Source organism: Desulfomonilaceae bacterium, assembly GCA_041662605.1.
Taxonomy (GTDB): domain Bacteria; phylum Desulfobacterota; class Desulfomonilia; order Desulfomonilales; family Desulfomonilaceae; genus CAJBEZ01.
In genome coordinates this window covers 175,950-195,882 of the sequence record JBAZSD010000003.1, presented here as the reverse complement: position 1 = coordinate 195,882, position 19,933 = coordinate 175,950, and the positions used below count along the sequence as shown (strand labels likewise).

20 protein-coding genes and 1 pseudogene are annotated in these 19,933 nt (G+C 46.5%); 18 read left to right on the top strand and 3 right to left on the bottom strand.

The window, feature by feature from the left end; genetic code table 11:
• Positions 1 to 71 precede the first annotated feature (71 nt).
• The 14 genes from WC647_03745 to WC647_03680 all read left to right on the top strand — a co-directional run bounded on the left by WC647_03745 (position 72) and on the right by WC647_03680 (position 13,169).
• The gene (locus WC647_03745) at positions 72 to 818 is read left to right on the top strand and encodes a M23 family metallopeptidase (protein MFA6221405.1); all 747 of its coding nucleotides are present in this window, start codon (positions 72 to 74) and stop codon (positions 816 to 818) included.
• Positions 819 to 996: 178 nt separating this feature from the next.
• Positions 997 to 1,500 carry a hypothetical protein gene (locus WC647_03740; GenBank protein ID MFA6221404.1) on the top strand — a complete coding sequence of 168 codons (504 nt, stop codon included), beginning with the start codon at positions 997 to 999 and terminating at the stop codon, positions 1,498 to 1,500.
• A 28-nt stretch (positions 1,501 to 1,528) separates the two neighbouring features.
• Complete coding sequence (locus tag WC647_03735) at positions 1,529 to 2,185, top strand: protein-L-isoaspartate(D-aspartate) O-methyltransferase (GenBank protein ID MFA6221403.1); 657 nt, start codon at positions 1,529 to 1,531, stop codon at positions 2,183 to 2,185.
• A 285-nt stretch (positions 2,186 to 2,470) separates the two neighbouring features.
• Entirely contained in the window at positions 2,471 to 3,112 is a 642-nt protein-coding gene (locus tag WC647_03730) for a LysM peptidoglycan-binding domain-containing M23 family metallopeptidase (protein MFA6221402.1), read from the top strand.
• 23 nt (positions 3,113 to 3,135) lie between these two features.
• Entirely contained in the window at positions 3,136 to 4,806 is a 1,671-nt protein-coding gene (locus WC647_03725; GenBank protein ID MFA6221401.1) for a tRNA-dihydrouridine synthase, read from the top strand.
• Positions 4,807 to 5,057: 251 nt separating this feature from the next.
• On the top strand, positions 5,058 to 5,696 hold the full coding sequence (locus WC647_03720) for a TetR/AcrR family transcriptional regulator (protein MFA6221400.1): 639 nt from the start codon (positions 5,058 to 5,060) through the stop codon (positions 5,694 to 5,696).
• A complete protein-coding gene (locus WC647_03715) occupies positions 5,674 to 6,459 on the top strand; it encodes a cyclase family protein (protein MFA6221399.1) in 786 nt (261 codons plus the stop codon). The genes WC647_03720 and WC647_03715 overlap by 23 nt, the downstream gene beginning before the upstream one ends.
• 94 nt (positions 6,460 to 6,553) lie before the next feature.
• The gene (locus WC647_03710) at positions 6,554 to 7,285 is read left to right on the top strand and encodes an ABC transporter ATP-binding protein (GenBank protein ID MFA6221398.1); all 732 of its coding nucleotides are present in this window, start codon (positions 6,554 to 6,556) and stop codon (positions 7,283 to 7,285) included.
• The gene (locus WC647_03705) at positions 7,272 to 7,976 is read left to right on the top strand and encodes an ABC transporter ATP-binding protein (GenBank protein MFA6221397.1); all 705 of its coding nucleotides are present in this window, start codon (positions 7,272 to 7,274) and stop codon (positions 7,974 to 7,976) included. Before WC647_03710 ends, WC647_03705 begins: the two co-directional genes overlap by 14 nt.
• Positions 7,977 to 8,043: 67 nt before the next feature.
• Positions 8,044 to 9,246 (top strand): amino acid ABC transporter substrate-binding protein, encoded by a 1,203-nt coding sequence (locus tag WC647_03700; protein MFA6221396.1) that lies wholly within the window; start codon positions 8,044 to 8,046, stop codon positions 9,244 to 9,246.
• Between the two features lie 47 nt (positions 9,247 to 9,293).
• Entirely contained in the window at positions 9,294 to 10,169 is an 876-nt protein-coding gene (locus tag WC647_03695) for a branched-chain amino acid ABC transporter permease (GenBank protein MFA6221395.1), read from the top strand.
• Between the two features lie 7 nt (positions 10,170 to 10,176).
• Entirely contained in the window at positions 10,177 to 11,172 is a 996-nt protein-coding gene (locus WC647_03690; protein ID MFA6221394.1) for a branched-chain amino acid ABC transporter permease, read from the top strand.
• Between the two features lie 130 nt (positions 11,173 to 11,302).
• Positions 11,303 to 12,115 carry an N-acyl homoserine lactonase family protein gene (locus WC647_03685; protein ID MFA6221393.1) on the top strand — a complete coding sequence of 271 codons (813 nt, stop codon included), beginning with the start codon at positions 11,303 to 11,305 and terminating at the stop codon, positions 12,113 to 12,115.
• 127 nt (positions 12,116 to 12,242) lie between these two features.
• Positions 12,243 to 13,169, top strand: a complete 927-nt coding sequence (locus tag WC647_03680) for a 3-keto-5-aminohexanoate cleavage protein (protein ID MFA6221392.1) — start codon at positions 12,243 to 12,245, stop codon at positions 13,167 to 13,169.
• Positions 13,170 to 13,186: 17 nt separating this feature from the next.
• Here WC647_03680 and WC647_03675 read toward each other — a convergent pair whose 3' ends face one another.
• Positions 13,187 to 15,844: a cyclic nucleotide-binding domain-containing protein gene (locus WC647_03675; protein MFA6221391.1), complete on the bottom strand. Its 2,658-nt coding sequence runs from the start codon at positions 15,842 to 15,844 to the stop codon at positions 13,187 to 13,189.
• A 279-nt stretch (positions 15,845 to 16,123) separates the two neighbouring features.
• Here WC647_03675 and WC647_03670 point away from each other — a divergent pair.
• Positions 16,124 to 16,623 (top strand): annotated as a pseudogene (locus WC647_03670) (DDE-type integrase/transposase/recombinase).
• A 121-nt stretch (positions 16,624 to 16,744) separates the two neighbouring features.
• Here the strand turns inward: WC647_03670 and WC647_03665 are convergent.
• Both WC647_03665 and WC647_03660 read right to left on the bottom strand, forming a co-directional pair.
• Positions 16,745 to 17,059, bottom strand: coding sequence for a hypothetical protein (locus WC647_03665; protein MFA6221390.1), 315 nt, complete (start codon positions 17,057 to 17,059; stop codon positions 16,745 to 16,747).
• A gap of 29 nt (positions 17,060 to 17,088) precedes the next feature.
• On the bottom strand, positions 17,089 to 18,021 hold the full coding sequence (locus tag WC647_03660) for a carbohydrate kinase family protein (protein ID MFA6221389.1): 933 nt from the start codon (positions 18,019 to 18,021) through the stop codon (positions 17,089 to 17,091).
• Positions 18,022 to 18,230: 209 nt separating this feature from the next.
• On the opposite strand from WC647_03660, the gene WC647_03655 reads away from it, so the two are divergent.
• The 3 genes from WC647_03655 (at position 18,231) to WC647_03645 (ending at position 19,886) form a co-directional block, all read left to right on the top strand.
• Positions 18,231 to 18,599: a hypothetical protein gene (locus WC647_03655; protein ID MFA6221388.1), complete on the top strand. Its 369-nt coding sequence runs from the start codon at positions 18,231 to 18,233 to the stop codon at positions 18,597 to 18,599.
• Between the two features lie 36 nt (positions 18,600 to 18,635).
• Entirely contained in the window at positions 18,636 to 18,866 is a 231-nt protein-coding gene (locus WC647_03650) for a zinc ribbon domain-containing protein (protein ID MFA6221387.1), read from the top strand.
• Positions 18,867 to 19,040: 174 nt separating this feature from the next.
• Positions 19,041 to 19,886, top strand: a complete 846-nt coding sequence (locus WC647_03645; protein MFA6221386.1) for a peptidyl-prolyl cis-trans isomerase — start codon at positions 19,041 to 19,043, stop codon at positions 19,884 to 19,886.
• The last annotated feature ends 47 nt before the right edge of the window (positions 19,887 to 19,933 follow it).

Below are 19,933 nucleotides of genomic sequence, written 5' to 3'. Positions count from 1 at the left end.
TGGGTTGACACCAAGCGATCAATTAGTTAAACGGGAAACATTGTTATTGAGAATCCTGGCCTGGGGGTCGGATGAAAGGTAAAGTTTACCTTCTAATATATTTCTGCGCTTTTCTGTCGGTTTCCTGTTCGTCTTCATCAGTAGTCAACAAGACAGCCGTTTCATCGTGTGGATTTGATCCGCAGCGCCTTGCTCAATTCCTGCCTGGAGGGCAGAAAGCAAGTAAACCTCCTGTCTGCTTAGCTAGTATGATCTCAGAGTCCTGTGAGGAGGGCGCTCTGGCCGGCTTCTTTAATTCTCAGGCTAGGCTGGCCGGTAAGGTGAATTCCAATCTGCCCACTAGGGAACTCAAGTTTCCTCTATCGTGTGGGGTCCTTTCATCCCCTTTTGGATTCAGACGGGGCTCATACCATGCCGGTGTTGATATAACCGCCAATAGAGGGGATCCCGTGTTTGCGTGCGCGGACGGCGTCGTGGTAGAGGCAGGAACCCAAAAGCGCCACCGGGGAATGGGGATTTTTGTGACGCTGGATCATGGGAAGGGTATATCGACTGATTATGCGCATTTAAGCAGAGTTCTAGTCAGGCCGGGTCAAAAGGTGCGCCAGGGCCAGAAGATAGGTCTGGTTGGCAGTACGGGGAGAGCCTCGTGCCCGCATCTACATTTGCAGGTCAGGAACGGCGTCCAGTTTTATGATCCTATGATTTTTTTTAATCAGTCCGAGCTTTCGGGTCTGGGAGTGGCTGAGACCTTTCTGACGCCTGTAAGGGAACGCCTACCGAGATTCAGACAGCGAATCGCACACGCTCGCTATTAAATCAATACCTTGATTTTATAAGCTCATCTTCATTATAATTATATGAAGTTAACATGCTATAATAATAGACATGAAGCATGTACTTTTCTATATCTGTAAATAATGTTTAAAAAGCTTGAAATTATGAATAGCTCATTCTATTTGTCTGTCTTAAAGAATCTTTTGCGGAGGAGACGCCATGATCGCGTGGAAGAGCGTGGTTGTTGTAGGAACGATAATAATAGTCGGTCTAAGCGGCTTAGATACATTTGCGCAACAGACCGGGTCTCCAATAGGAGTGGGGAGCTATTCTCCCAGCGGAACCCAGCAGCCGAACTTCGCTCCAGGTCCTGGGAGTTTCCCACCTCTTAGCTCTGCGGCTCCAAACACCGTGGGCGCATCCCAATCTGAACCGTCGCAGAACGCAGGGGCTTGGCCCAATTATCCATATCCACAGTATAACAACCCGTACTATGATGGAGGATCACCGGGAAACATGGTTTCCGGGGCCATCGATTGGGCCTTGAGCTTTCCATCCAGCGCCTGGGATAAACTTTCAGAGTTTCTGGACAACAAAGTGTTTCCGCGAGCGGCGGCTACCTATGGTGGCGCTCCACAGGTCCAGACAGTGGCGCCCGGAGCAGCGGCTCAGCAGCCGCAGAGCCTGCCTCAGGCTAACTCGTACAATCCCAGCAGTCACTGATCATTCTTGTTTCTCCGGAGTTTGTGACGTGAATCGAGACCTTGATTTTGATCAAGCTCGTGAACGCATGGTTCGTAGCCAGATTGAAGCCCGAGGTGTTTCTGATCCACGCGTCCTTTCCGCAATGGGTGAAATCCCCAGGCACATGTTTGTCATGCAATCCTTGCGGAACAGAGCTTATGAAGATGGCCCCTTGCCGATTGGCTATGGCCAGACGATAAGTCAGCCTTATATGGTCGCGATAATGACCCAGCTTCTTGAATTAAACGGTTCCGAAAAAGTTCTTGAGCTTGGAACCGGATCAGGTTATCAAGCAGCCATTTTGGCTAGGCTCGCCAAGCGGGTCTATACAATAGAGCGCATCTCTGAACTCTCTGAATTAGCAGCCTCAACCACTGCGTCCATAGGGATTTCGAATGTGAATTTCATAGTGGCGGATGGAACTGGAGGATGGCCTGAAGAAGCCCCTTACGATGGTATAGTTGTTACAGCGGGAGCCCCCGGTGTTCCCGATCCACTTTTCGATCAACTGGCTGAAGGTGGAAGATTGGTCATCCCTGTCGGTGATAGATTTTCCCAAACCTTGCAAGTTGTGGAAAAAACACGGGATCGAAGAATTACCAAAAACTATTTTGACTGCAGGTTTGTTGACCTGATTGGCAAATATGGTTGGCCGGACGGCTGACTAGCCTCTCTAGGGAGGTTGGTATCTCGTCTGTTTGTTTGATATGACCGGCAGTCAGGTGGACAGGGCGACTCATGAAAGTTGTCGGGCTTTCTCGATACATCCTGGGTGTTTAGCTTTTTGCGAGGAGGCCGTCCAATCAAGGAAAATGCTAAGGCCAAAGAGTGGTGTCCAATCTGCGACCGCAAAAGAGCGGCGTTTTTACACCCGCTGATTTACACTCTTTTGATTGCGGTTTTTTTCGCTATTCAAAATGGATGCGTCCGCAGAGGAGCCGATTGGCCGGTGACAACGCTTCCCTCTGAGTCGGCGCGTTCAGCTCTTGCATCCAATTCCATCCATCATGTAGTGTCCAAAGATGAAACCCTTTCCGGTATCGCTACCCACTATGGGGTGGATGTCGGAGAGCTTGCGGCCGTAAATAAACTTGCGGCGCCATATACTATAAGAGAAGGGTCGCTTTTGATTATTCCTAAGGAATTCCGGGCGCCGGAGACTGAACCGATTCAAAGTCTCAAACAGGAACAGGACAAGGAAGATCCGGCGGATTCAAAGTTCTCATGGCCCTTGGATGGAAAGGTAATCCAGCAGTTTGGATCGGGTGACCAGTTGCATCGTAATGGAATAACTTTAGAAGCTGGAAAGAATCTTGATGTAAGGGCCTCGGAAGCTGGAAGAGTAGGTCATGTTGGAGAAATTCCAGGACTGGGGAAAGTCGTTCTGATAGATCATTCTGAAAGGCTGGTTTCTGTTTATGCTCACCTCCATAAGACGAAAGTATCAGCAGGGGAAAAAGTTTCCAGGAATCAGACAATAGGCTCACTTGCCGGCTCAGGCAAAGCCGAAAAACCCACGCTTTATTTTGAAGTCAGACTGCACGCCAAACCAGTTAATCCTCTGAAATTATTGAATTCAAAGCTGCAATAGGGGCAAGAAAAGCGCCACAAACTATGAAACCCATGTCAACACTACCTTCCAGTGACAAATCAGATACATCCCAAGGTCTATTCAAGACTCTTACAAGGTTTACAATCCCCTCCGGAGTTTTAACGACCGGCCCCACTGTAATATCCAGGATAGCTCGGGAAATTCCGGAAATTGGATTCCTGACTACCAAAACCCTCAGTATGGTACCTCGTGACGGATACCGTGAGCCGATAATTCATGAATATTATCCGGGATGTTTTGTCAACGCGGTGGGGCTTGCCAACCCCGGAGCCGCAAACTTCGCCGACGCCATGAAACCTTTACTTCCGCTTTATGGTCGAAAACCTCTGCTAGTTTCGATTATGGGCAGTGACCCTGACGAGTTTCTTGAATGCGCGCTAATTCTCGATGAAATAGCTGACGCTTTTGAACTTAATTTGTCTTGTCCTCATGTTAAGTCGGCAGGGCAAAGTGTAGGGTCGGATCCGGTCATGGTAGAAAGCGTCGTTAGAAAGCTTTGTCAATGTTTGAATAAACCCATAATTCCAAAACTTTCTCCCAACCTTGAGAATATAGTGGATATGGCTAAGCTATGCGCTGGAGCCGGGGCTGCGGGCCTGTCCCTAATAAACACGGTGGGGCCGGGAACCGCCGTAGATAATGATGGAGATCCTGTTCTTTCCAACATAGTAGGTGGCATTTCGGGGGCCTCCATCAGGCCAATAGGCCTAAAGATAGTTCGAGAAGTCTCTGGTATTGTCAAACTACCTATAATAGCTTCGGGCGGTATAAACTCACCTGAGGATGTTGAGGCTTATCGCAAGGCTGGAGCGACTTATTTCGCTGTGGGATCGGGATTAGCGGGCATGACGACGCCCCAGGTGAGGAAATTTTTTCAATGGCTCTCTGGTCCCGTAGACGTCGGACAAATTAACAGACGAAGTCGAAAAGGGATATCCTGTGCGGTACATACCAGATATGTGAAAACAAAGGTAACAAGTTGTAAACCTATTTCTTTGGACATGTTTAGGCTGGAATTGGAAGAAGGCCCGAATTGCGATCCCGGACAATTTTTCTTTCTCAGGATCCCCGGTTTAGGGGAGAAACCGTTTTCCCCGATGAGCGACGTTAGGCCTGTTTACTTGGTTAGAACTGTAGGCCCATTCACTAACGGGCTCTCAACTCTCCGTGAAGGGGATTCAATTTGTCTTCGCGGACCATATGGGATTGGCTTCAAGTCTCCTTCAAATGGCGAACGGATTGTTGTCGTTGGTGGCGGCACGGGAGTTGCTCCGATTTTGATGGCTGCGAACAAATGGTCACAAAACGTTTACAAAACCTTCATGGGTTTTTCGCATCCCGCTGCCCAATGGTTTTTGGATGAGGCCAAATTGTTTGGGGCGAATGTTGAAGTGGCGGTCGACGGGCCCTGTGAGGTGGGAGCTATATTAACAGTTATTGAGAGCTACTTTAACTCGCTGACTGAGTTTCCACCTGATCTAAAGGCTTATATATGCGGTCCAACGATGATGATGAAAAAAGCGGGAGAACTTTTTTCGAGATTTATAGACAAAAAGAATATATATATAGCTAGAGAGGATGTAATGAAGTGTGGAATAGGCCTTTGCGGCAGTTGTGGAACCGAGCAAGGCCTCAGATCCTGTGTTGATGGTCCCGTCTTTTCTTTTAATTAATAGCCTGTAAAATCAATTGGAACAAACGTTTCATTGTACCTATTTCTGTTACTTAAAATTAATTACTTACGATAACATAAGCTGGTAAGTTTCTCCATTGATCACTTTTTTGGTCGTGATCAATGGTTTTTGATTGTTGACAGGATTAATGTCAGTATGAGCATACTGACAAAGTAAACTTATACCTAACTAACGTGTCAGTTATAATAATCATTGACACGAAATATCGAAAGGACCTAGCATTTAGAACCATGAGACAGAAAAAACTTTCGTCGGAAGACCGCAAGATCCAAGTCCTCGCCGCCGCAAGATCCCTTTTTGCCCGAGGCGGGTTCGCTGAAGTGACTTTGGACGACATAGCCGCAATGGTGGGTATTAGTCGACCGCGCGTTATTCAGCTATTTGGGTCCAAAAGAAACATCTACGAAGCTATAGCTGAAACTGCCTATCGATCTCATCCCATGGATCGGGATCTTACCGGGCCGATGGAGCGCAAGGACGATTTTGCTGTGTTTAAGGCTTTTGCTTATCACATACTTAAACACACTGTGAACCGCGAAGATCGGGAAATTTTTAAAATCCTGATGTATGCGAGACTCAGAGAAGATAGTTTCCATCAAAAACATTTTCACGCCAAAGACGCCCTAATGATTAGTCGATTGGCCGAATATGTCGCCAATCGGGTTGATGAAGGCGTATTCAGGAAAATGGATCCCCGGACTATCATATTCTGTTACCAGGCCATGATTTCAAACTTGGCCATTTACAAGAATGTCATGAAGAGAATGGAATTTGTCACTGTAGATGCCCTGAGTGAAGAATGCGCCCGAATATTTCTCCAGGGTGTTCTGACTGGAAAGGAAACTGATGGCTCACAGGCGTCTGGTTGATTTGAGTGTTTCTATAGAAGCTGGTTTGCCTTCTGATCCACCACTTATGATACCTCGTATCGACTATGTGGATCACGCTCAAGGCGCAGATCAGATGACCGAATTTTTTCCTGGACTTAGGAAAGATCAATTACCTGAGGGGATGGGCTGGGCCATGGAATTTCTGACTCTGACCACCCATAGTGGCACACATCTTGATGCTCCCTTTCATTATCATCCCACCATGGACAAGGGCAAGAAGGCGCTTACGATAGACGAGGTCCCTTTGGACTGGTGTTTCAACGACGGGGTTCTGTTGGATTTCAGGCATAAAGCTGATGGGGACAGAATCACCGAAACAGATGTCAAGAATGAGCTGAATAGGATCGATTATCAAATCAAACCACTTGACATAGTGTTGATTCAAACTGGGGCCGACCAGAAATGGGGAACACCGGAATACCTTCTGGCGGGCGCGGGCATGGATAGAGACAGCACTCTTTATTTGACTGAAAAAGGGGTAAGGGTTGTTGGCATTGACGCCTGGAGTTGGGACAGGCCCCTACCGTATCTCGCCAAAGAATTCAAAGAGACCGGAGATCCAAAAGTTATCTGGGAAGCCCATTTCTCGGGAATAGAAATCGGTTATTGCCACATGGAGAAGTTGGCCAATCTTTCATCAATTGGACGATCTACCGGATTTACCGTTTGTTGTTTTCCAGTGAAAATTAAAGGAGCCAGCGCAGGCTGGACGCGTCCTGTAGCTATTGTGGATGAAGACTGAGTTTCGTTTTGAATATGACCCGACACCACAAGGAATCCACGTGATTTCAAAGTATCACATGCGCCAGGAATATTAATCGAGGTTTGTGAATCCTATGCTAAAGGGAACAGGAATAGATAAATACTTTGGTGGGGTAAAGGCTCTCACGAATCTTGATTTTGAATTATTCTCAGGCGAAATAGTCGGGATGATAGGCCCCAATGGGTCTGGAAAAACCACGCTCTTCAACCTTATATCGGGCCTGTTCAAACCTGATAGGGGCCACATATCTTTCGAAGGGTCCAGAATTTCTGGTTTGCCCCCCTACAAAATCGCCGCTAAGGGCATAGGGCGAACCTTTCAGATTGTAAGGCCGTTAATGGATCTTACCCTTTTGGAGAATGTCACAACCGCTGTGCTATATGGCAGATCCAACGTTCGTCGGGTTGAGAAGGCTCAAGACATAGCCATGGACATTCTGGAATTCACCGGTTTGTCTCCGAGATCCGACAAACTACCGGGACAACTTGGGTTGGAGGGACGTAAGAGGTTGGAAATAGCTCGATCCCTTGGTTCAAAACCAAAGGTGCTGCTTCTCGATGAAGTGTTTGCGGGGATGAATCCAAAAGAGATCGAGGGAGCAATCGAGCTGACCTTCAGGATCCGGGACGAATTTGGAATAACCGTTTTCATGGTTGAACATGTCATGAAAGCCATCATGACCACATGCGACAGAGTAATTGCTCTACGGCACGGGGTAAAAATAGCTGATGGTTCACCGGAGTCCGTCGCCAACAATCCAGAGGTGATTCGGGCCTACCTCGGCGAAAACTATGTTAAAAATTGATCAAATAACGGTTAAATATCAAGATCTCACTGCTTTATCCGATGTCTCTCTCGATATTGAAGAGGGTAAGATTACGGCGCTCATTGGCTCCAACGGAGCCGGAAAGACTACTCTGCTGAATGCGGTCTCTGGCCTTCGGCCATTGTCAGCCGGGATTATTTCCTGGGAGAATAGCCTCATATCGAGCCTCTCTCCTGACGAGGTAGCCGCTCTTGGGGTTATTCAGGTCCCAGAGGGTCGCAAACTATTTCCGAGAATGACTGTGGAAGAGAATCTTCAGATAGGAGCCTTTCTTCCAAATCCGCGCAAGCAGGCATTACAAACCATGCGTAAGGTTTTTGATCTTTTTCCGAGACTTGAAGAGCGCAAGAAGCAGCATGCCGGAAGCCTCTCGGGCGGTGAACAGCAAATGGTGGCTATAGGAAGAGCGCTCATGAGCCTTCCGAAGCTCCTAATGCTGGATGAGCCTTCCCTTGGGTTGGCTCCGATCGTGACCAATGAGATTTTCAGGATTATCTCCGAGTTGAATATGGAAGGCCTGACATTTCTGGTTGTTTCCCAGGAGGCGCTCAAGACATTGTCCATATCGAGTACGGCTTATCTTTTAGAGAACGGTAGGGTTTTGCTGTACGGCCCGGCGGCTCAGATAGCGGGGGACTCTAGAGTGAAAGAGTCATACCTGGGAATTTGAGCATCCCAGGCGGACTGATAATTGGGGTTTAGTCAAACAAATCCGTGAAAATTGAAGGGAGGACAAAATGCTGGATTCAAGACGTTTAATCAAGGTAGTGGGAAAGCTGCTGGGAACCGTCCTGATGTTACTCATGGCCTTCTCTGTTTCTGATGCCGCTGAGAAACCGATACTGATAGGCGGATCACTGCCTCTCACTGGCCAATATGCCGAGACCGGACAATGGATAGAACGAGGCATGAAATTTTGGGCCAAAGAGATCAACGAGAAAGGGGGATTGTTAGGTCGTCCCGTAGAGTTCAAGATATACGACGATGAGTCGAATGTTAACAAAGCTGTCACATTTGCCGAAAAGGCCATCACAGTCGATAAAGTCGATCTGCTTTTTGGCGGTTATCCTGGAACCGCTGCGAGAGCTGTCATGCCTGTGGCTGAAAAACACAAGTTTGTCTATGTCTCGATGGGCGGACATATGAAAAGTTTTGAACAGGGCTATTCGTATTCTTTCGGCGGACCGCCTCTGATGGGGGAATGGTGGTACGAAGGCTTTTTCCAATGGTTGGAAACGGTACCGGCAGATCAACGACCGAAGAAAGCCGCCGTTTACACCATGAATAATCCGATTGGCGCTGCTTTGATGGAGTCAATAACCAAATGGACCAACAAACTGGGAATCAAGATCGTCGTAGATGAAAAATACAACCTGCCTCTGCCTGACGCCACACCGCTAATTGTAAAGGCCAAACAGATGGATTGTGATCTGCTTTTCTCAAACGGAGTTTTCCCGGATGGAGTCATGACCGTTAGAGCGGCCAAAGCCATGGAATACAATCCTAAAGCCATAGTACAGGGTATAGGATCAGTCTTGCCAGCGTGGAGCAAGGAACTCGGTTCTGACGGTGATTACGTTTTTTCCGGTACGTCACTGCATAATAAATTAAATTTCCCCGGAAACGAAAAACTCAATGAATTTGTAAAAAAGGAATATCAGATCGACGGATATCCTCTTTATTTTGGATTTGGATATGCGTGGATGGAAACATTGGCGCAGGCTGTGGAAGGAGCCAAGACTCTTGAGCAGACCAAGATCCGTGATTGGCTGAAAGCCAATAAGGTCAACACCATAGCCGGTCCGATGAAATTTGACACCAAAGGGCTGCCTGACCCCATCAATTTTTGCACTCAGGTAATCAATGGCAAAGCAGAATTGGTATGGCCGCCGGAAGTTAGAACAGCGAAACCCGTATATCCTAAGCCTGCATGGAAATAGGGGCAGGAATTGCGATTTCTAGCGACGGGATCGTGGGGAATTGATTCATGAACCTTGTGTTGACTCTCCAGTCTCTGATTAGTGGGATCATGATGGGCGCGGTTTACGCTCTTCTCGGGATAGGTTTTTCCCTGACATGGGGCGTTATGAACGTCATTAACGTTTCACACGCGACGTTTGGATTGTTGGCCGCGTTTGTTTCATACTCACTTTTCACTGCCTTGGGGATTGATCCCGTCGCATCCATGTTTATTACTATACCTGCTCTGTTCGGTGTCGCTCTGCTTGTGTATCGGTTTTTGATTGATCCGATATCAAGGGCCAAAGCCGTCATTGTGTCGTCAATGATCCTTACGTTTGGCATCGCCATAATAATTGAGAACCTTATACTGTTGGTGTGGGGAGCGGACCCGAGATTACTCACTACTTCCTATACCAACAAGGTTTTCTCAATCGGTCCCTTGTATTTTCAATATCCGCGGCTCGTCGGATTTGGTATGGCTGTGGTCGGTGTGACGGCGATCCAGTTTTTCCTCAAGAAAACTCTTACGGGAAAAGCAGTCAGAGCTGCCTGGCAACAGCCCGAGGCCTCTCAGTTGTGCGGGATCAACCTGAAAAGGATCAGCATGATCACTTTTGGTATCGCCGTAGCGTCATCAGGCGCAGGTGGGGTAGGGATGGCTATGCTATATTCCTTTGAGCCCCATTCCCACAATCTTTGGCTGATTTATCTGTTCCTGGTCGTAATTGTCGGTGGAGTAGGGAACATTCTCGGCGCGGCTTTTGCTGGTCTGTTGATAGGGATTATCACGGGCCTGTCAATGGCGTTTCTTCCCTATCAATGGGTCAATCTTCTAACTTTTGGTCTCCTGATGCTAATCCTCATCTTTAAACCTCAGGGCCTTTTTCAGAGTGAGGTTTGAGATCCAAATGAAAGAAGCCCCCGTAGGTTCGAAAAGACTTCTTTTACTAGTCTCGGGGCTTATTCTATTAATAGCTTCTTTTCCTTGTTTCGCTCCCCCGGTATATTTTATTTCTTTCGCGTTCAATGTTTTTCTCTATATTACATTGGCGACTTCCTGGAATATTCTAGGCGGTTACACAGGATATTTGTCGTTTGGTCACGTGGCTTTTTTCGGAATAGGCGCATACGCTACCGCTGTATTAGGGCAAGGGCTTGACCTGAGTCCTGCTCTCACGATAGTCGCCTCTATCCCGGCAGGGGTTGTGGCGACAGTCGTCGCTGTCATCATCGGTTTTCCTTGCTTGAGGCTCAGAGGCCCTTATTTTGCCGTAATTACGCTTTGCTTCGCCTTTGTTACAGAACTGACGGTACGAAACCTTGATTTTTTAGGCGGAGCTGATGGTCTGTGGCTGAAGAGCCTTGCTTTGCCTATTGAAGTCAGCAGGTCCATCTTTTACGAACTTATGTTGGTGTTGACTATTGTAAGTCTCCTTGTGGCTCGGAGGATTGAGAAGTCCAAATTCGGAGCTGGGCTTAGAGCGATAAAAGAAGACGAAGAAGTTGCCCAGACCATGGCTATTAACACTCCCAAACTAAAAGTCATGGCTTTTGGGATATCGGCTTTTTTCCCGGGCGTGGCGGGCGGACTTTACGCTTGTTACCTTACCTACATTCATCCGGATATTGTTTTTGACGTCAATGTTTCGATCCTTGTCGTCCTAATGGCGTTATTTGGTGGTGGCTCGTTCTGGGTTGGACCACTGGTCGGCGCAACCATTCTTACATTTGTAAATGAAGGGCTTTCGACCTTTGTTAAGGCAGAATTTGCCAGAATAATTTACGGTTGCCTGTTTATTGTGGTGATAATTTTTATGCCAAACGGCGTGTTGGAGTTTTTGAAGGACTGGCTTGAAAAATTACGGATAAAATCAAAATCGGTCAATGAGTTGAATCTCCCTTGATCTTTAAATGGTTCCAGGAATTGAAGTTGTTTAGCGGCATTTCGAACGTTTTGGGGTTACTTCATGGTTTAGTCATAACTTAAATTAGCGGGCACAACGCTTTGTCCCGAATACGGAGGAAGTTAAGGATATGTCCAACTGGAAGATCAAGACATTGCTTTTCGGGACCATTGAAGTCAAGAAAGATCAGTTGACCACCGGATTAGATGTAGGGCTCCCGCTAACTGTCCCGTATCTTGGCTTTTACATGACTGATGGCAGAAAACGTTTGTTGGTCGATAACGGGATTAACTCGAAATACATAGTCGATGGAAAGGCTTGGGCGGGTAGTCCGGCAATGGGAGGTCAGGACCATGTTATAGGGGCTTTGGCTCGCGTCGGGATAGAACCGGGTCAAATAGAAACCGTTATCTATACTCACCTTCATAATGACCACGCTGGCAACTGTCATCTTTTCCCTAACGCTTCACATGTATTCCAAGAGGCTGAGTGGAAGGAACTCCTGGATCCTCTGCCCTCTATGAGGATTAGGGGTGATTATGACCAGAGTCTTATTCCTGAGCTTGAGAGACTTGATTGTGTCAAGGTTGTTGGAGACACCGAACTTTTTGACGGCATAAAGTTGATTCAAACTCCGGGTCATACGGCCGGCAGCCAGTGCGTTCTGGTGAATACATCCGAGGGCGTCTATAACCTTGCTGGTGACACTGTTCACATTCTTCCCATAGCATTCCCCAGTATGAGCAGAATGATTCTGATGGACGGTTCGACTCTTCCGATCACACCTGCGCCCAAAAACTGGGGTCCTGCGGTTCCATCATGTCTCGTTTACGATCATTATTCTTGGTTTAGATCCATTTATCGTATTAAGGCTGCCTTGACGAGTCCAGAGTTCCTGTTGCCAGGTCATGAACCTTCATTGATAGGCAGGGTTTTTGGTTGATTGTTTCTGAATAGCGCTACGGATGACTTTGTTGAAAATGGAATCCCGAGCGCTAGAGATTTGAGCGAGAATTGAATCCATCCCGAAAGCGGGTGTTAGACCAAATTATTTTTGTGGAGCGCAATATATGGAAAAACTTATTATTACCGCGGCGATTACCGGAGCGGCGACTGTGCCATCCCTTACCCCTTATCTTCCTTTGACCCCCCAACAAATTGCTGAGTCAGCGATTGAGGCTGCCAAGGCAGGCGCAGCTATCGTTCACATACACGCGCGGCGTCCTGAAGATGGGTTCCCTTCATCAGCTCCCGAACATTTCAGGGAAATTCTCACGAGAATCAAAGAAAAGAGCGATGTTGTAATCTGCATTACTACTGGCGGTTCGGTTCTCATGACCGTAGCAGAAAGAGCGGCTTCCGTCCCACTTTTCAAGCCTGAAATGTGTTCATTTAACATGGGATCTATAAATTTCGCCTTACATACGGCTCTCAAGGCTGTCAAAGAGTTCAAATACCCGTGGGAAAAGCAATATCTTGAAATGAGTAAAGATTTTATTTTCAAGAACACATTTAAGGATTTCGAATACTTGTGTCAGGTTACCACAGAGAACAACACGAAGCCCGAGCTTGAAATATACGATGTCGGGCACCTTTACAATTTGGACCACCTGGTAAGTGAAAAGATGATGGAGCCGCCAATGCACCTGCAGTTCGTAATGGGTGTTCTAGGCGCCATAAGGGGAACAGCGGAAGATCTGACGTATCTGGTCACGAAGGCTAAGGTTTTGTTTGGCAAAGACAATTTTACATGGTCTGTGATAGGAGTAGGGGCTTCCGAGATAAATCTTTCCACGATGGCCATTCATATGGGTGGTCATGTCAGGGTGGGTCTAGAAGATAATATTTACATAAAGAAAGGTGTTCTAGCGAAGAGCAACGCTGAATTGGTTGAAAAAGTCATTAAGATCGCTGACTTACTACACAGGGATATTGCTACGCCGACCGACGCTAGACGCATCCTTAACCTCAAGGGCCGTGAAAATGTAAATTACTGAGAGCTGTGTGATAACTCTCAATACGACATCTGTCTCAATTTGAGTGTAAAGAACTGACACAGATTAATTCCGATCTGCGGGTAAATTCGCATGATTCCCTGAAATTGACTGTGTCTCAGGACATATGACTCTGTAGGCTCAACGGCTACGCATGTGGCGCTAGCCGTTTGTTTCGTGAAAAGACTTAGCTCACCAATGAAAGACCCGGGACCCAAAATGACTTTCTCAACCTGTTCAGGTTTTCCGTAATTGTTGTAAATACCAATTTTCCCCGATACCACCATGTAAATGGACGAGTTTTCGTCATTTTCCCTGATCATTATATCACCAGAATCAAAGCGTTCTACATTTACGACGGACGCTATCGCGTGAAGCTCCCTGACCCCCATACCGTCAAAAATGCTGAACTGCTTCAACTGATTTATTCTTTGGATAACGTCCGGCATCTCAGCCACCTCTTTGTTTACTTTCTGCAAAGCGAAATCTACAACCTGTCGGACATCCGCATTGATGTCGTTCCTAAGGGATTCTATAGCCGGGATGAACAGCTTCTCCGGTTTGCATTCACCTATTACGTATAGAGCGAGTATCTTGGTGAGGGCGTCATCTGAATTTGCAAGAAAGGTAAGAATTCTCTCAGGACTTTCATTCCTTATTAGAGGGAACAACTTTCTCCCACGTTCGATTTTTTCGTATAGCGGTATATCCTCAATTAAAGGTATGAGGTACGGGACTATCTCACGTTCGATCGAATTTTCAACCAGTTCAACCGCTATGGACGCAGTCTCCGACTGAAGAGCCTGATACATTAGTCTCATGTCCGCGTGATAAACCCAGAGAGCGTAAAAAATAAGGCTGAGTGTCTCGTCATTAAGCTCTTCAAGGTATTCTTTCAGCATACCTACGCTTTCAGAATCCGGCATTGCATTCAGGACATGGATGGCGACCAGATTCGAATACGCGAGTGCAAGCTCCTGCCCCAGAAACGGAAGCATTTCAAAGTTCTTGAGACCGCATAGACGAATGACTTCAAGGATTCCCTGCTTGGTCCTGATTGGAGCGTTAAGCAGTGAAATTTCCAGAAATGGCAGGATTTCTCCTTTATATCCCATTAGGGCCTCGATTGCGGCCTTTCTGGGCTCCTCCTCCATGTCGTCCAGCAATTCCACGAGCCTGCCTACAGCCCGGACATCAAGAGAACATAGGAAAGAAAGAGCCGCTTCCGCCCTTGTCCCTGAGCTTTCATCATAAAGAAGTCGTAAAGCGGTATCCGGATCAATTACGGGGGCTGTGGTTTGAAAGATGTCCCCTTCCAGTCTGGCGGGTCGCTCTTCTACAGATAATGGCCCAAATTGTACGGTAGCTGTGCCGCTATCCATGGCTCGCACCGACTCGATCTGATCAAAGTCGATTTCCTTTTCAACTATAACCTGCTTGAGCGTCTTCTTGTAATGTTTGCGGAAAAGCAGAGTCTCATAAAACCAGTAGACCGCCAATATGAACGCGATGATCGAAAACTGTTCAGCGTCCATTACCGGCTTTAGTATGATCATGCTCAGTGAGCCCGCAAGCATGCCGACTTTCAGTACTGTTCCCCGTATAAATGTCCTAGCCCAGGACGCCAGTTCAGAAGGTATTACATTAAAGAATACCTTGTTTATTGGTCCGGCGACCGCTCTTTGTATGAGCAGAGAAGTGAATTGACCGTAAGCCGCCACGTATATATTAAAGAAAAACATCAGTGATCCAAACAGGGCGGCAAAATTGATTGGTTGAACCAGCGAGGCGTTTGTAAGGCCCATGGACTGATAGACGCGGCCCATAAAAAACAACAGTATGAATGAAACAGATGTAGTAAGTCCTCGAAAGACGCTAAGGAACGTGATGAGAGTTTGTTCTGACGCGAATGTGTGGTTGGCTATGACGCTGAACTGATAGGAAAATATTGGCAACAATATGTTGGGAATCAGTCCAGTGATAATCAGATACCGAACTATGGGGTAGCGAACTATCAGGCCGGGAACCTCGGTGATTTTCTTGGTCTGGGCTTTTTGCGATGAAGTTTTTGGTTTTAGGTTACCGAGAAACTTGCCTCCCGTAGCTATCAAATAGACACCGACACAGAGAGACATGACCCCAAAAAGAATTAGTGTAGGGTCTTCCCCAACAAAAGCAGTGAATGGTTTGGTGCCAAAACTCCCTAAGGTGCTCGCTAGAACCTGCGCAGCGGTGACGTATGGAAATAGTCGTTTGCCTTGCCTAGCGTCAAAGAGATCTCCTGCGACATTCCAGAGATATACAAGGAGAATAGAATCGAGAAGATTCAGAATCTGATAGAGGATAGGGTAAGCAATAGTGATATCAGCCTTGACCATGAAGAAAAGGATGATAACAGCTACGCCGCATGAATTGAGGAGCCAGGCCAGAATGGTGTGATCGAGGAAAAGCCGGTTGAGACGATTGGCGAGAGCAAAAACAACAAAAGTCAGCAACGCGTTGATGACTAACATGTAAGGAATATACTGGGGCCCATACCTCTTTAAAAATGAAGCGTCTACGTAGTTGCGGAAAAATGCGAAGCCGAGGAAGATGGCGAAGAATATTCCCGATATCCACACGAACTTAGGAGCCTCGTGCGGATAAATTTTAAGGTATTTTTCTAGGAATTTGTTCATTTGCCCTGCAAATACATGTGACGTTGGCTCTGCCAGAATCAAATTTTGGGAAAAGAGGTTTAACTCGTTATAAACAAAAAGCGTAAACCTTACAATTATAAACTATTGCTGAGGGCACGTCAGAAATTTTGCCTGAGAGCCGATCTTATTGTCGCCCAATATCGTCATGTTCCGATAACAGGAACGTGATCCCGACAAATTGTAGGGAGCTTTTAATAACTGATGGTTTAAAATGTTAAGAAAAACCTGGATGTTGCGCAAAAATAGGGTGCCAATTTAATCACCAGATGGAACCAGATGTGGGCGACGGACATAATGTATATACCAATGGCGAAGGGCTTCTGTTTTCTGGTTGCGATCATGAACTGGTCGAGTCGCCGGGTATTAGCCTGGAGGCTGATTAATACAATGGATGTCTCATTCTTTCTTGAGGCGCTTGAAGAAGCCTTGGCAGTTTACGGGACTCCCGAAATTTTAACACGGACCCAGGTAGTCAATTCACGTCAGAGGAGTTTACCGGGGCTCTGATTTCCAGAGGGATCCGAATCAGTATGGACGGAAAAGGTCGTTGGGTGGACAACGTTTTCGTGGAGCGTCTCTGGAAAAGCGTCAAGTATGAAAAAGTATATCTCAAAGCCTACGACTCCTTGGGGGAAGCTCGTGTAGGACTAAAGGCGTACTTTGACTTTTACAACTACAGGAGAAGGCGCCAAGGACTTGACGGAAGGACCCCGGATGAGGTCTACTTCAGTACCTCACCATCGCTGGTAGTGGCATGAACAAGCAGCTTCCCACTTATAAATCTCGTGCAGTTGTCTAAAGAACCAAGACCACCGCACCCCTTGCTTTTCTGTTTTAGCGCCAGTCAATAAGAAATATATGGATATCAGAATAGGCGGTTTACAATTTTGTACAATTCCTTTGCACAATTTCCATCCACTGTTCTATGCTTACGCTGCAAGAACAATGGTCAACTCCCAATGCTTCGTCGGAGCATTCCTGAAAAATAGCTTCTCTTGTGACGAGACAAACTGGCCAGCCGGGCACATGATGTTTATGGCCCCTGCAATGATTGACCCTGTATACGACAAAGCTGTCTGAATCCAATGAAATCCGATAAGGAACTCCTTTGACCTCTACTGTCAAGTCCTGAAGACTGATTCCCAATCTATCGAATTTCCGTCTAATTTTTTCCAGGGTTTCAGATGGTGTCACTTAGCGCCCGCCTCAATCATGCCATGTAGTTATGAATTTCCAAAAGTAGACCCGTATCGATTCCAGAATTCCTCAATCGAAAATCTATGACATTGGGTACCCTGACATTCAACGCCGAAACTGGCTGACACAGAGCCCATCTGAGCCGCTTCGACGATGGGTTTTCCCATTACAATGCCCTTAATCAATCCCGCTCTAAACGCGTCACCAGCGCCGGTAGGATCACTCACCTTAATTGGGGTTGCGGCCTGGATCTTTGTTTCCCCTTGCGCAGTAGCGACCAGCGCTCCATTTTCGCCCAGTGTCGTAATTATTGCGCCTGTTTTTTCCAGAATGTCTCTCTTGCTTAGCCCCGTAGATCTGGTCACCATTTCAAGCTCATAATCGTTTGAAATAAACATTCTTGAGCCTGTCAGACCGCTGAGTATTTTTTCTGGACCCAGAGCCGGGATTGATTGGCCGGGGTCAAAAATATACGGAATGTTTTTTTGACGAAACATCTCCGGATAGGTAGTCATATCTTCGATATTCCCAGGAGCGACTATAGCGAGAGTATCGTTTGGGTCATATCCGTCAATATTTTGGGAGCATGGTTCTTTCATGGCTCCGGGATTAAACCCGGTAATCTGATTGTCAGACAGGTCGGTGGTAATGTAAGCTCCAGCGGTAAATTCGTGGGTTATCCTTCTTACCGCGTGTAGAGGAAGAGAAAGCTCGCTAAGCCACTTTTCGTATGAATCAAAATCCTTTCCTGCGCTGGCCATTATAATGGGCCTTTCTCCCAGGAGTGACAAATTGTAGGCTATGTTTCCCGCTGTTCCGCCAAAAAGCTCTCTCAGTCCGTTAACCATGAAACATACGTTAAGAATATGAATTTTGTCCGGCAAAATATGATTCGAAAATTTGTCCGGAAAATCCATGATCCGATCGTAAGCCAATGACCCTAAAACCAAAATATTCATCGTGTACCTCTAGACAAGAACCCCTAAATTTTCATGGGCTTTAGATAAAGAGGTTACGCGATGAGTCTATATGTGTCAAGGTCGGGCCAGCTCGGAAAACGCGATTTTAGTGAAAATTGGAGCCAATTGGTAACGTATCGACTGGTATGATGAATCAAAATCGAATTGGTGGAATCTACTTAGACAAGATTTATTTAGGAGAGTGAAATATGGAGTCTACGATGTCGACCTGCTCGTTAACGAAGACGCAAGAATCAAAAGAATGGCCTGAAGCCATAATATCTTTGAAACTAACCATGAATCCATATCTAATGGTAATGGCGGAGGAAATGGCCGCGCATGATGGACTCAAACTTTGGGAGTTCATAAATGTGGCTTTATGGGAGAAAATGGGTAAGCCTTCCAAGGAAGATCTTTTGAATTTCGCCGCTGGATTCGAATTAGACGATCTGGACCCTAAGTGGAAAAAAAGACTAAAATTGGCCGCAAGGTTTGAAGTGGAGATTCAGCAGGCGATGATGAGTCAGGAACAGTGTAAAGTATCGGAGCCCTTGAATTGTGAAAAGGATCATCAATAAAACAACTCACCGCTGATATTACTCAGGAGGTCCAATATGCCAATATTAAGTTACAAATGTGATAGTTGTGGCAAGGAATTCTCAAAGATTTTTGTTGATACAAAAGATGCGCCGAAACAGTGCCCTGTTTGCAATTCGTCCGCCATTAAAGAAAAGGGCCAAGCGTTCAAGGTAGATTCAAGTTTGTTCACAAGGCTTTCGTGCTCGTCTTGCGATACTTGTGACTCGTGCTCCAGTCCGATGGGAATTTCGGTCAGCTCATCCTGATAGCCCGTGGATAAGTCTCGGTGAGACTGGATGTGGCCTTTAGTGTCGACATTCTTGATTTTATTTTGTGCTTCTTCTAGTATGATTAAAGAGGTTGAGCGGTTTGATCACGGTCTATAAGGCTGAGTGGTTACTCCGCTTATATTTTGTCTCTTATGTTCGTGAGGTTAGAACATGCTAAAGTTTTTTTCGATACTGGCTCTCATAATGTGTTTTGCACAAGGAGTAGTCGAGGCGCAACCGGTAATGGATGAAAGAGGAGGGGATGTCCTGGCTACGGTTGGGAATCAGAAGATAACCCGTGAAATGTTGGATAACATAATCGCCACCATACCGGAAGAAAACAGAGCCCCGTTTTTAACGCCGGACGGTCGGAAGAAAATACTGGATGAGGTCGTAAATTTTGAACTCTTTTCCCAGGCTGCAAAGGACAGTGGTATAGACAAGGAGCCTGCAATTAGAACCAGACTCCTTTATGAACAGACTCAGTACCTGGCCAGGGAATACTTCAGGCGTATGCAGGCGAAGCAGCCGCCTATCTCAGAGGATGAACTCAAGGCCTATTACAAGAGTCACATTAGCGAATTTACCCCCCCCGAGGAAATTCAGGCCCGCCATATTCTTGTCAAGACCGAGGCTGAAGCCAACAAGATTATGGAAGAACTAAAAAAGGGGGCCGATTTTGCCGAGCTAGCCAAGAAAAAATCGATAGATCCTGCAGCCCAGAAGGGTGGAAAACTCGAATTAATGGATGGCAAGGACTGGCTGCCGAAGGGGTCATTTGAGAAATCCTTTGAACACGTCCTTTTCAAGATTCCCAAAGGAGAAATCGGGGGACCAGTCAAGTCACAATTTGGTTGGCATATACTCAAAGTTGATGATCGTCGACAACCGGAGCCACCTAGTTTTGTGCAGGTTCGAAGTATGATCAAGAGTAGGCTGGAAAATGAGAGAAACGCCGAACTGCACAAGAAGATAACGGAAGAACTGAAAAAGCAGATTCCGGTGGTGATAAAGTAGAGAACGCCCCATGAAGGTCTGTAGCTTGTCAGTCCCATATCTTAATC